This is a genomic window from Vibrio sp. QJM3NY_27, assembly GCF_057785955.1.
The window spans coordinates 2,322,477-2,335,873 of sequence record NZ_CM173511.1 but is presented as its reverse complement, the minus strand read 5'-3'; the positions used below and the strand labels follow the sequence as shown (position 1 = coordinate 2,335,873).

General features: G+C 44.5%; 11 protein-coding genes. 5 read left to right on the top strand and 6 right to left on the bottom strand.

The features are described 5' to 3' along the window. Positions 1 to 21: 21 nt before the first annotated feature. The 6 genes from AC3CIA_RS10380 to AC3CIA_RS10355 all read right to left on the bottom strand — a co-directional run bounded on the left by AC3CIA_RS10380 (position 22) and on the right by AC3CIA_RS10355 (position 6,461). A complete protein-coding gene (locus AC3CIA_RS10380; RefSeq protein WP_004736463.1) occupies positions 22 to 1,002 on the bottom strand; it encodes an alpha-L-glutamate ligase-like protein in 981 nt (326 codons plus the stop codon). A gap of 3 nt (positions 1,003 to 1,005) precedes the next feature. Further along, positions 1,006 to 2,511, bottom strand: a complete 1,506-nt coding sequence (locus AC3CIA_RS10375) for an inactive transglutaminase family protein (RefSeq protein ID WP_054547295.1) — start codon at positions 2,509 to 2,511, stop codon at positions 1,006 to 1,008. A 17-nt stretch (positions 2,512 to 2,528) separates the two neighbouring features. Then, complete coding sequence (locus tag AC3CIA_RS10370) at positions 2,529 to 3,269, bottom strand: ATP-dependent zinc protease family protein (RefSeq protein WP_054547296.1); 741 nt, start codon at positions 3,267 to 3,269, stop codon at positions 2,529 to 2,531. Positions 3,270 to 3,536: 267 nt separating this feature from the next. After that, entirely contained in the window at positions 3,537 to 4,508 is a 972-nt protein-coding gene (gene cmoB, locus AC3CIA_RS10365) for a tRNA 5-methoxyuridine(34)/uridine 5-oxyacetic acid(34) synthase CmoB (protein WP_017105756.1), read from the bottom strand. 182 nt (positions 4,509 to 4,690) lie between these two features. Continuing rightward, a complete protein-coding gene (cmoA, locus tag AC3CIA_RS10360; protein ID WP_017078176.1) occupies positions 4,691 to 5,419 on the bottom strand; it encodes a carboxy-S-adenosyl-L-methionine synthase CmoA in 729 nt (242 codons plus the stop codon). Positions 5,420 to 5,558: 139 nt separating this feature from the next. Further along, positions 5,559 to 6,461, bottom strand: coding sequence for a DUF72 domain-containing protein (locus AC3CIA_RS10355; protein WP_488518087.1), 903 nt, complete (start codon positions 6,459 to 6,461; stop codon positions 5,559 to 5,561). A gap of 580 nt (positions 6,462 to 7,041) precedes the next feature. On the opposite strand from AC3CIA_RS10355, the gene aspS reads away from it, so the two are divergent. The 5 genes from aspS (at position 7,042) to ruvB (ending at position 13,017) form a co-directional block, all read left to right on the top strand. Next, positions 7,042 to 8,814 carry an aspartate--tRNA ligase gene (gene aspS, locus AC3CIA_RS10350; RefSeq protein ID WP_004736469.1) on the top strand — a complete coding sequence of 591 codons (1,773 nt, stop codon included), beginning with the start codon at positions 7,042 to 7,044 and terminating at the stop codon, positions 8,812 to 8,814. Positions 8,815 to 9,025: 211 nt separating this feature from the next. After that, complete coding sequence (gene ruvC, locus AC3CIA_RS10345; protein WP_004736470.1) at positions 9,026 to 9,547, top strand: crossover junction endodeoxyribonuclease RuvC; 522 nt, start codon at positions 9,026 to 9,028, stop codon at positions 9,545 to 9,547. 215 nt (positions 9,548 to 9,762) lie between these two features. After that, complete coding sequence (locus AC3CIA_RS10340) at positions 9,763 to 11,223, top strand: methyl-accepting chemotaxis protein (protein ID WP_488518086.1); 1,461 nt, start codon at positions 9,763 to 9,765, stop codon at positions 11,221 to 11,223. Between the two features lie 92 nt (positions 11,224 to 11,315). Beyond that, entirely contained in the window at positions 11,316 to 11,927 is a 612-nt protein-coding gene (ruvA, locus tag AC3CIA_RS10335) for a Holliday junction branch migration protein RuvA (RefSeq protein WP_017111036.1), read from the top strand. A gap of 73 nt (positions 11,928 to 12,000) precedes the next feature. Next, on the top strand, positions 12,001 to 13,017 hold the full coding sequence (gene ruvB, locus AC3CIA_RS10330) for a Holliday junction branch migration DNA helicase RuvB (RefSeq protein WP_017083931.1): 1,017 nt from the start codon (positions 12,001 to 12,003) through the stop codon (positions 13,015 to 13,017). Positions 13,018 to 13,397: the final 380 nt, after the last annotated feature.

The window sequence follows — 13,397 nt, the reverse complement described above, 5'->3', positions numbered from 1 at the left end:
TCAAATGACCGAGTTAGTCGCTTAGTTTGAAGCGAGTTCGTTACCGTGAACACCAAATTGCTTTGCGGCGTATGCCACGCGCTCGGCAGGTTTTGGATATTCAGCTGGCGTGCCTAGGTTTTCAATATGATGTAAGCGAGGCAATAAACCCGCGCCGTTTGCAATCTGTATTGCTAATCCTGGACGAGCGTTTAGCTCTAGTACCATTGGCCCTTCTTCTTGGTCTAAAACCATGTCAGTGCCCATGTAACCAAGGCCTGTCATTTCCCACGCGCTTGATGCTAGCGTAAGCAGTTTTTCCCAATGCGGTACTTGAAGTTGTGCCAACTCTTTATCCGTGTCCGGGTGGTGAGTCACAGGGTGGTCAAATTGAACCGCACGAACGGCTTTGCCTGTAGCAATACAGATGCCCACACCCACAGCGCCTTGGTGCAAGTTTGCCTTGCCGTCAGAAGCTGAAGTAGAAAGACGCATCATCGCCATCACAGGGTAGCCTTTGAATACGATAATTCGTACATCTGGCACACCTTCATAACTGAAGCCATCAAAACACTCGTCAAACTTGATGAGGTTTTCAACCACGGCTACGTCGTTCTTACCACCCAGTGAGAAAAGACCCGCGAGAGCGTTACTGATGTGACGCTCTACGTCTTCTTCATTGATAGTCGAACCTGATGGCTTGGTATAAACACCATCCTTGTGAGAAATAACAACAAGGATACCTTTACCACCACTACCTTGAGCGGGCTTGATTACAAACCCCGGCCACTCTTTAACCATCTTGTGGATTGTTTTTACTTCAGCTTGGTGACCAATAACGCCAATCAGTGTTGGTACGGTTGCACCAGCTTGTTCAGCAATAATCTTAGTCTTAAGCTTGTCATCAACGAGTGGATACTTGGAACGATCATTGTAGCGACCAATATAGCTATGGTTACGCTTGTTCATTCCCATTATGCCTTTGTCTTTCAACTTAAACGGTGAAGTAAATTGATCAAACATAACTTAGTCCTCCGCTAGCGGTTTAAAGCGACGAAGCTCGGTTAGACGGTAGCCTGTGTAGTTACCTAGTAGCAAGATGGTCGCTAGAATAACAAGCTGTAAACCAATAAAGTTAAACGTTAAATGCTGGATGAACGGGTTAGTCATGCCTAAGTAAACAAGAACAGCGGTAAATAGAGAGCCACCACCTTGTAGCACTACCTCTTTCGCCCCTTCTTCTTCCCATAGGATAGACATACGTTCGATAGTCCAAGATAGGATAATCATTGGGAAGAACGTAATCGATAGACCTTCAGTCAGACCGACTTTAAACGCCACTACAGTAAACACAGAGATAATCATGATTACCGTAATGATTACGGCGGATATCCGGGCGACCAGTAGCAAGTTGAGCTTGGATAAGTAACTTCGAATAATAAGACCTGTACCTACAATCAGTAGGAAGCCGACAATACCCGTTACCAATTGTGTTTGTACAAAGGCTACCGCAATCAGTACAGGCATGAACGTACCAGACGTCTTCAGACCGATGATGACTCGTAGGAACACAACAATCAGAGCACCGATAGGAATCAGCATGATGGTTTTAAACATCGCTTGCTCTTCTAACGGTAGACTGTGAATGGAAAGGTTTAACAGTTGATCCGCAGAGACTTTACTGTTGGTTGCTTCAGTGGGAGTCACCTCCTGAGCAATCATAGAGAAGTGTACTTTACTGTTCTGACCGCCAACCACGTCTAAGAGAGATACATTTGATTCATCCCAAATTAGCAGGTTTGGCTGAACTTGCTGTTCGCTTGATTCAGGAGAGAATAAAACCCATTGGTCGTTATCCCAGATCTGGTTCATTTGCTGGATAGATTGACGACGACGGCCATCTTCTAGCTCGATAACGCCAACCACTTTATTGTGGATATTTGCTGCTGAAAGTAGCTTGTGTGTTGCTTCAACTTTGCTCATGTTATTCAGAATCAGCGCAGAGTTTTGGCTGTCTGGATCATTAAGTGTTTTGATAAGTTCACGAGTGAAGGTGATGTTGTCTGCTGAGCGCTTAGTTGCTCGGTCAATCAGTGCCAACGCTGCTGCTTCTTCTGGGCCATCAAAGCTTGGTTGCGTGATTTCACCTTCTGGTGGGATAGCATCAACTTTCGCTTGGTTATCGACAAGGAATTGAGTCTTGTAGTAGATAGTTTGCGGGCCATCAGCGTGGCGAATAGACCATTCAGCACGACGACCTGACTCGGTGTTCAAGTAAGAGATGCCGTAACCTGGTGACGAAGCTGACTCACCAATAAGTGTGTAATTAGACTGAGTGTGAGGAGCTGCTAATGAAACTTTTGCTTCTTTGCCTACTGCGTTGAACTCAATACGAGCTTCAACGTCCCAAACCTGTCTGGTTTCCCCTGGAGTCCAAGGTACACCGTAGGTGGTATGTCTGAACATACTCAGTGTTATACCTGCCACGATAAGCAGGAATATAGAGATATAAAATGGAATTCTTGACGTCATAGCTTACCCTACTATTGTTATTTAACTTCCGTTTGTACGTACTTTTTACTTACATCTACTAGCGCTATGTCTTTGATAAATTCGCGCCCTAGTAATACAGGGTGACTCATTTGAGAGCGATCCGCCAATGTAAATTGCGCTTTTTCATGGATTTTTCCAACTTTTACCCATAATTCGATCACAGCTCGACGTTCTGTCTGGTCATTGGTTGACTGACGGATTTTCACATACCGCACAACGGGCGCTTCAATCCATTTTTGGTCTTCTACAGCTTGTGCTTTATCAGCCAAATGGAATCTCACCCAGTCTTTACCGTTACGTTCGAATTCTTTGATATCGACAGCATTTAAAGAAGAAGTGGTTGCGCCAGTATCAACGCGCGCATCAAAGCTTTGTTTGATCGAGTCGATAGACACTTTCTCGATTCCGCCAAGGATGGTCGGTTGTAACGTAGTAGTGATAGGAGTAGCTGCTACGACGACGGGTTCTTCTTCCTCTAGCTCTTCAATAACCTTATGTTCCATGCTGGTCAGATGAACATCTAATTGACTAGAAAGAGTGGTGATTTCGTCTTCTAAGCTTTCAATATAATCACTTTGATTACTTAGTTGTAGTTCAAGATTTTGAACCTTATTTGCGATGTTTGTCTCTGAGCGGGCAATAGCGTCGAGAGTTTCTTGGTGGTAGGTAGCACCGTTCGTGAGGGTACAACCAGAGAGCAAACCAACCGCCACGATAGGCGATAATCGCTTAAACATATAAAAAACCTTTGAGAATTAGAGAATAGTTCAGACTATTTAGTAGTTTATCCCACAAAAAAGGACGCGTGAAGCATCCTATTGTAAGAGTCTGGTCATATTGAATCGCTATGTGAGCGCTACGAAATTTATTGTGATCTGAGTTCGTTCATTTGTTAAGCATGAGCACGGATTTTATACAATTCATGCTCTTGCTAATCAAAACTTACACATATAAATAACTAAGACTTAGTGACCACAGAGTTCATGGCTTTGGTCTTATCGAAATTACGGTTTCGTCGCAACAAGAACGGCACGTCTTGGTGCCGGGTGACCTTCAACTGTTTTACTTGGATCATTCGGGTCTAAGTAATCTGGCAAAGAGTTATGTGTCATCCATTCTGTTGTGCGTTGTTCGCCAACCGTCGTAACATTTTCATCAACGATTCGAACGTCTTCAAAGCCAACTTGTTCTAGCCAGCGTTTCAGTGCGCGAGCAGATGGGAAGAAGTAAACATTTCTCATCTGCGCGTAGCGGTCAACAGGCACAAGAACAGCGTTTTCGTCACCTTCAATCACTAACGTTTCAAGTACCAGTTCGCCACCAGATACCAATTGGTCTTTTAGTTGAATTAAATGATCAAGCGGTGAACGGCGGTGGTAAAGCACACCCATGCTGAATACAGTGTCGTAAGCTTCCAGTTTTGGCAGCTGTTCAATGCCTAAAGGTAAAAGGTGAGCGCGTTGATCATCGCCCATTAGCTTACGGATAGCTTCAAACTGAACAAGGAAAAGGTGAGACGGGTCGATACCGACGGTCAAACGAGCACCTTCACCTAACATACGCCACATGTGGTAGCCATTACCGCAACCTACATCGAGTACAGAACGGTTTTTAAGCGGAGATATATGAGGAAGTACACGATCCCATTTCCAGTCACTGCGCCATTCTGTATCGATATGAATGTCGTGAACTGTGTAAGGGCCTTTACGCCAAGGGTGGAAAGTCTTCAGTAAGCTTTCTAGCTTTTTAAGTTCACCCGTTTGAAATGGTGTGCTGCTGCCGATAGTCACAGAGTTCTTTAAATCAACTTGATCAGGCACGCCTTGCGGGATCTTATTCAGTGCACGTAACCAACGGTCAAAGTCACCGTGCTCTGCATTTTGCCAATCCGTCAGCTGTTGAGGAAGAACATTGAGCCACGGCTGTAGGCGAGTGTCTTGGGCAATGAGTTGATAAAAATTGGCAAAATTAAACATAGTTTTTCACTGAGTTAATAGGGTTAATAAACCCTAAAATAAAAATTAAATTTGTCATTCCCTACAGTGAGGGACGAACATGATAGGGAATCTCGGTTTATCGTACTTGATAGAGATCCCCAACTCGCTCGTTCCTCGCTCTTGAGGATGACGTTTTAGTACGAGCTGACTGGGTATGTGCGCTATTTAATCGCGAACATTGAACCGAAGTTGAAGCATTGGAACCACACTTCGCTACTTGAGAAGCCAATCTTATCAAAGCGTTCCTTGTGGACAGGGATCGAGTCTGGACGCATCACGTTTTCGATTGCACTACGTTTTTGGCTTACTTCAAGCTCGCTGTATCCGTTGGCACGTTTGAAATCATGGTGCAGATCGATAAGCAGTTCATTTGAACTTTCATCTTCGAATACGTATTTTTCTGACAGAATTAAGATCCCGCCCGGGCGCAAGCCTGCATAAATTCTCTCAAGCAGAGCGTATCGGTCGTCGGGAGACAGAAATTGCAGCGTAAAGTTAAGAACAACAACAGAGGCGTCTTTAATTTCTACTTCACGGATGTCGGCTTCAATGACTTCTACTGGCGTGTCACTGCGGTAAGCATTAACGTGCAACTTACAGCGTTCAACCATCGCTTGTGAATTATCAACAGCGAAAATGGTGCAGCCTTCTTGCTGAATATGGCGACGCATAGAAAGTGTCGCCGCGCCAAGAGAGCAGCCTAGGTCATAAATGTTTGAGTGTGGTTTTACGAAGCGTTCAGCTAACATGCCAATAGCAGAGATGATATTGCTATAACCAGGCACCGAGCGTTGAATCATATCCGGAAATACTTCAGCAACCCTTGCATCAAAGGTGAAATCACCAATTTTATCAATAGGAGCGGAAAAGATATTGTCTGTGTTGCTCATGGCATTTTCTCTCGACAGTCAGCGTAATTGGCACAAAATTCATACCAAATAAAAGGGGACGTATTTTACGTAAAAAAAGCGCGGCTGTCACGAAAACTGAGATTTAGCTCAAGGTTCGAAGTTACGGATAGGTGAGGGGTTAAAACATCGAGATTTGGTGATTGCCTTTCTGTGCTGGAAATTGAGCGAGATCAGGCAAGATAAGTGATGTATTTTCAGATACTTGCTTTTGCAGCTGCTTATAGATAGCAATCGCCAACTCAGGGGCGTGATTGTTGTCTGGTGTGTGAATCATTAAATAAGGCTGCTTACCTTCATTTAACCAAGTCGGTAATTTCGCGAACCAAGGTTTAAAGAAAGCCAGATTGGGTTCCTGATCTGGATGACCAATAAAACGAACCATCGGATTGTTTGCCGTCGCAATCGCATGTACTGGAACGCGCGGCTTTTTCTGATGAGCATCGATCACCGCTTCTGTGGTTGGTGGTGCGGAGAAAACGGGACGGCTATCCATAATAATGCGATTGATCCCTTCTTCTATTAACCAATGATTGAAGCGCTTTTCCGCATCACCCTTATCAAAAAAACCAAGGTGACGAACTTCTACACCGAGCTGCATATTTTTGGGGAACAAGGTACAAAACTTTTGCAGGGCAGGGAGCATGCTAGGTTCAAAACTGTGTGGTAGCTGAATCGTCCATTGGCCAATACGGTCGTGGAGTGGCGACATGGTCATTAAAAACTCTTTGAGCTCGGCTTGGCAGTGCCTAAGTTGTTGCTGGTGGGTGATGAACTTTGGCAGCTTGAAGGTAAACCTAAAATCACCGTGACTGGCGGCTTTCCAGTTGTGAACGGTCGACATACTCGGTGTGGCGTAGAAGGTCGTGTTGCCTTCAACCGTATGAAAAACTTGTGTGTACTTCTCTAAGCGTTCAGCAGGTTTTGTTCCCTTACCATAGAACTGACTTTGCCACTCGGAATGAGACCACATGGTCAATCCAAGTCTTAGAGGTAAAGTTTCTGTTATTACACGATCATCCATCTATTACACCGTTATTCATCACGCTATCAGTCATTACAAAAAGTTTTTGGTTTGAAATTAGGGCGTGTTGATCTTTCGAGCTGGTTTTTGCAGCGAGTTGCTGGGTATTTATACAAGGCAGAGGCTTTGATGTGTAGCTAGCCTACATGAGAAGCCGATAACGTAGTAGAAATACCCAGCAAACGCTGCCCGAAGGGTTCGGCTAAAAGCGTTTTACTCTTTGTTGAGGGAGATTTGCTTAGAATGACTAGGCTACTTTTCCCTCGCCGCGATTAAAATGCTTTTATCTCGAACAAAATTTAACCACGAAAGGTCAACGCGCCCTAAAATCTACTGTACGAGAGTTTTGCTGATTAAGGTACTTTCGAGATATAATTAGCGCAATTTTTTCGGTTTTGATGAATCTTTGCGCACTTGATGGGCTAAAAAGCAGCAAAGCCAGATAAAACACAATAAATTCGAATGTGGAAGGTCGATTTTAAACGAGTTTCCGCGTATAAATGTTCCTTTGCTCTGTTGTGTGGAATGACCACTGACAGCTTGGAAACTAGTAAATAATTAAGAGATTGGGAAATTCATTATGCGTACCCATTACTGTGGTAACCTGAACAAGTCCCTGGCGGGACAAACTGTAGAATTGTGCGGCTGGGTAAACCGTCGCCGTGATTTAGGCGGTCTTATCTTTATCGATATGCGAGATCGTGAAGGCGTCGTTCAGGTTGTTGTCGATCCAGATATGAAAGATATCTTTCCGATCGCTAACCAACTGCGTAATGAATTCTGTATCAAATTTACTGGTGAAGTACGTGTTCGTCCTGACAGCCAAGTAAATAAAGATATGGCGACGGGTGAAGTTGAGCTTTACGCGACTGGCCTTGAGATCATCAACCGTTCAGAAGCGCTTCCACTGGATTTCAACCAAACGAACTCTGAAGAACAGCGTCTAAAGTACCGTTACATCGATCTTCGTCGTCCAGAAATGAGCGATCGTATCAAGCTTCGTGCACGTGCTTCTAGCTTCGTTCGTCGTTTCCTAGACGAGAACCTATTCCTAGACATCGAAACACCAGTACTAACGAAAGCGACACCTGAAGGCGCTCGTGATTACCTAGTACCAAGCCGTGTTCACAAAGGTAGCTTCTACGCACTTCCTCAATCTCCTCAGCTGTTCAAACAATTGCTGATGATGTCTGGTTTTGACCGTTACTACCAAATCGTTAAATGTTTCCGTGATGAAGATTTACGTGCTGACCGTCAGCCTGAATTTACTCAAATCGATATCGAAACATCGTTCATGTCTTCTCAAGAAGTGCGTAACATCACTGAGAAGCTAGTTCACGATATGTGGAAAGAGCTTCTAGATGTTGAACTGGGCCAATTCCCAGTAATGCCTTTCTCTGAAGCGATTCGTCGTTTCGGTTCTGATAAGCCAGACCTACGTAACCCACTAGAATTAGTAGACGTTGCTGACTTGGTTAAAGACGTTGAGTTCAAAGTATTCTCTGGCCCTGCGAACGACGAAAAAGGTCGCGTAGCGGTTATCCGTGTACCAGGTGGCGCTAAGTTAACTCGTAAGCAAATCGACGGTTACGCAGAGCATGTAGGTATCTACGGCGCGAAAGGTCTAGCTTGGATGAAGGTTAACGACCGTGCTGCTGGCATGGAAGGTATCCAATCTCCAGTTGCTAAGTTCCTAAACGAAGACGTGATCAACGGTCTTCTTGAGCGCACTCAAGCTGAATCTGGCGATATCATCCTATTTGGTGCAGATAAAGCGAACATCGTTGCTGAAGCAATGGGCGCACTTCGTATCAAGCTAGGAGATGACCTAGAGCTAACAGATAAGAAAGCGTGGGCTCCTCTTTGGGTTATTGATTTCCCAATGTTCGAAGAAGATGGCGAAGGCAATCTTCACGCTATGCACCACCCATTCACATCACCACTTGGTGTGAATGCGGAAGAGCTAAAATCGAACCCAGCAGCAGCTAACTCTGATGCCTACGATATGGTAATCAACGGCTACGAAGTAGGCGGCGGTTCTGTACGTATTCACAGCGCAGAAATGCAAACGGCTGTATTCGGTATCCTAGGTATCGAAGCTAAAGAACAGCAAGAGAAGTTCGGCTTCCTACTTGAAGCTCTTAAGTACGGTACGCCACCACACGCAGGTCTAGCATTCGGTCTTGACCGTTTAGCAATGCTTCTTTGTGGTACAGAGAACATCCGTGACGTTATCGCATTCCCGAAAACAACAGCTGCAGCATGTCTATTAACAGACGCGCCAAGCCTAGCAAACCCAGCATCACTGGAAGAGCTAGCAATCGCTGTTAACTTAGCGAAGAAAGAAGACTAATCAAACGATTAAGATCAACTTTCTCATCAAGCAGTGAGTTTTCGATAGAGCTTAAGTCTTAGATAGCACTTAAGCTTTCAACAAAACTTAGTTTTTGATAGAACTTTTTCTTTCGCAGAACAACGAAATGCCCGTTAATTTGACGGGCATTTTTTTTTGCGTTCGATATACTAAGCTCATAAAGCATGTATAAATAATCAGTATTGAAGTTATGTCTATTATCTTAGGGATTGACCCTGGTTCTCGTATTACCGGCTATGGCGTGATTCGTCAAAATGGTCGTCATCTATATTACTTAGGTAGTGGTTGTATTCGTACTTCCGAAAAAGAACTGCCAGGTCGCTTAAAGCAAATCTATGCGGGCGTGAGTGAGATCATTACTCAGTTTCAGCCTGACGTATTCGCGATCGAACAAGTGTTCATGGCGAAGAATGCCGATTCAGCACTTAAACTTGGCCAAGCTCGTGGCAGTGCGATTGTAGCAGCAGTGAATGCTGATTTGCCTGTACATGAGTATGCGGCTCGTTTGATCAAACAAGCGGTGACAGGTAACGGTGGCGCTGATAAGTCGATGGTTCAGAATATGGTGATGAGTATGCTCAAACTACCCGCTAAGCCACAAGCCGATGCAGCCGATGCTCTAGGCGTAGCGATCACTCACGCTAACACCAATAAAACCTTGGTCGCACTCGCAGGTAAAGCAACAGGAGCAAGAAAAGGGCGTTACCGTTAAATCTCATTCTATTGTTAGTTCCTAATATTCTGCCTTTTAAACTTATTCTATTGATGAGCCTTACAGCCGGTTTGGCTCATATCAACACAATACGCCGCTAAATCCTTGATGAAATGAGATCTTTCGAACATAACCCAGATAATAACATTGCGTATCATTTAACATGTTATTAACATTGGTCGGAGGTCTTACAAGTTAATCAAGGATGATCACTGATGAACCCAATCAAGCTGTGGCGCGCGCTGTTTCTACCCAAAAGCAATGGGTGGAGTAACAACGAAGTCAGACAAGCCGATATCTTATTACTCTTCACTTTTATCGCATTCTTCGTTGGCGTCTATAGCTTAATCAAGTGGACTAAGCACGAAGAGCAACTTCTGATCGCTACATCTGTATTTCTTATCGTATTCGAACTGATCTCTGCACTGCTACTTCGTGTGACGAGTAAGCCGAGCCTTGCACTTAACTTTGGTTTTGTCGGCATGGCTGTCCACGCGTTGAACATCATTTACCAAAGCGGTGGGGTTGTGGCTTCCACTCAAGCTTATTGGGTGCCTTTGTTAGTGGTCGCTTTCTTCTTATCTGGAACACGAATTGTGGCTTTGGTGTGGAGTGGACTGGTTATCGGTGTTTCATTAGTGATGACCTCAGCACATCTCAATGGATTTGCATTTCCCCAGCTTGAGCTAACCCCTGATGCGGTAGTGTTAGAAACTTGGTCTGGTGTGATTATGCCGCTGGTGGTGATCTGCATTGCCCAAGCATTTACTGCGAAACAGAAAGAGGTGGCGATCGAAATGGCAGAGGATGCGATTTCAGAAAGCCAACACGTTGCCAATCAAGCGACGCAAAGTGAAGGTCGGCTCTCTATCGTGCTCGACCAAGCCAATTCGAATTCAGAGAGTCTACAAGGTGTTTCGGTTCATTTAGATCAGCAGTCGCAAGACTTGCATGCTCAAGTTGAGGTGTTGAACATCAATTGCGAATCTCAGGCGAGTGCAGCAGAAGAGATGAGCCAACAGCTGCATCAAATGACTCAAGGTATCGAAGAATCCAATTCATTTGTGGGTGAACTGAAAGAGCGCAGTGAAGCGGTTGGAACCAAAGCGCAAAAGAGCTCTGAGTCACTAGAAGCCTCAACCAGTGCAATCAGCCAGATCATTCAAAGTAATCAAGAGATCATGAAAGTCGCCGATTTGATTACTTCCGTAGCCGAACAAACTAACCTTTTAGCACTCAACGCAGCAATAGAAGCCGCTCGAGCCGGTGAACAAGGACGAGGTTTTGCTGTGGTGGCCGATCAAGTGAGAGAGCTATCGGCGAAAAGCAGTCATTCTGCGATAGAGATTCGAACTTTGTTAGACCGCAGCAAAGTAGAAGTTGAACACGGCAGAGCTATCATCGAAACCACGGCGAGCGAGATGAACGGCATCATCTCAGAGGTGCAAACCATCTCAACAGATGTTAATCAGCTCACCAATATCATGGCCATGCAGATGAGCTCTCTGAAAGAACTCGATCTCGCGAGTTCAGAGGTGGCGCAGAGTGTGGCAGAAACTAAATCTGTATCGGGTTTAGTGGCCAATTATGGTTCTGAATTAACAGGCCATGTTGCTTCGGTAAAAGAACTGGTTGAAAGCCTGAATAGTGTGGTTTCCAAAGCTAAGCAAGCTTAAATAAATCACCTTAATAAACACAAAGAACTGGATAAGCATCCAGTTCTTTTATATTCTGTCCCTCAAATAATATTCCATCAAGAGAGTGAATTGTGATCGGACGCCTACGCGGTACATTAATAGAAAAACAGCCACCAGAGTTGCTAATCGAAGTCAGTGGTGTTGGTTATGAAGTACAAATGCCAATGAGCTGTTTTTATGAATTACCAAACGTTGGCGAAGAGGCAATTATCTACACTCACTTTGTCGTACGTGAAGATGCGCAGCTACTTTATGGTTTCAATACGGTAAAAGAGCGTGCTCTGTTCCGTGAAGTCATCAAAGCAAATGGTGTAGGTCCTAAGCTAGGTCTTGGCATACTTTCAGGCATGACCGCTAGCCAGTTTGTTCAGAGTGTTGAACGTGAAGATATCTCTACGCTGGTTAAACTGCCGGGTGTGGGTAAGAAAACCGCAGAGCGTCTTGTCGTTGAAATGAAAGACCGCCTGAAAGGGTGGGGCGCAGGTGATCTGTTTACGCCTGCAACGGATGCTGCGCCAATGGACTCGATGCCAGCGGTTCACGATGCTGAAGAAGAAGCGGTAAGCGCACTACTTGCGTTGGGTTATAAACCGACTCAAGCCTCTAAAGTTGTTGCTCAAGTGGCTAAAGATGGCATGACCAGCGAACAATTGATTCGAGAAGCACTGAAGTCGATGGTTTAATACCTCATATACTTGTTCTACAAAATAGACTCATTCACTTTGCCTGTGCGCAGAGTTAGGAATAACAGAATTTATGATTGAAGCCGATCGCCTGATTGCACCGGATAATCCGGTCTTTAAAGATGAAGATGTTATCGACCGTGCAATACGTCCAAAGGCGCTAGCCGACTATCAAGGTCAGGACCACGTTCGTAACCAGATGGAGATTTTCATTCAAGCCGCTCAAATGCGAAATGAAGCTCTGGATCATCTGTTGATTTTTGGCCCTCCCGGTTTAGGTAAAACCACGTTGGCAAACATTGTTGCCAATGAAATGGATGTGAGCATCCGTACCACTTCAGGCCCTGTTCTAGAGAAAGCCGGTGACCTTGCTGCGCTACTGACTAACCTTGAAGAAAATGATGTGCTGTTCATTGATGAGATCCACCGTCTGAGCCCAGTGGTTGAAGAGGTGTTGTATCCCGCAATGGAAGATTACCAATTGGATATCATGATTGGTGAAGGCCCTGCGGCACGTTCTATCAAGATTGATCTTCCTCCTTTCACTTTGATTGGCGCAACCACTCGCGCTGGCTCACTGACGTCTCCGTTACGTGACCGTTTCGGCATTACCCAGCGTCTTGAGTACTACAAAGTAGAAGATCTTCAAAATATCGTTCAACGCAGCGCGGATTGCCTTGGCCTATCTCTGGAGTCTGAAGGTGCATTAGAAATTGCTCGCCGTGCGCGTGGTACACCACGTATTGCTAACCGTTTACTACGTCGTGTTCGTGACTATGCGGAAGTGAAAGGCGATGGACATATTTGCCCAGACGTTGCAGATAAAGCACTCAACATGCTGGACGTTGACGCCAAAGGCTTTGACTACATGGATAGAAAGCTTCTGCTTGCAATCATGGAGAAGTTTGGCGGTGGTCCGGTTGGTATCGACAACATGGCAGCTGCGATTGGTGAAGAGAGAGACACCATTGAAGATGTGTTGGAGCCTTACTTGATTCAGCAAGGTTACTTACAAAGAACGCCAAGAGGTCGAATCGCGACCGATAGAGCGTATTTACACTTTGGAATAGATAAACCGTCTAATCGTTAAATTATTCATTTCTAAAGATCCCAGTTGCATAAGCGCTGGGATTTTTTGGTTTTTATTGAATAACAACTCTTTGAGCAAATCGATAAAAAGGCGAATTATCGAAATTCAAAAATGGAAACTTTGATTCCAAGTTTGATTTGGATAACAAAAAATGAAATAAACTGTCATATCTTTTGTTAATACTTTATAGGTAGTTGTAATTGGTATGTTGAGGTGGTGCTGAGCTTTTGTCACAGATATCATGCGCGGTTATTAACAAGGCTAAAATTGGTGTGATTTTAATCATGATTGTTTAAAAATAACTCTAATTTGCTTGAATAAAATTGATACAAATCAACGCAGACTTCTCCTATAAACCTTTTGAAACATACTGATTTTAC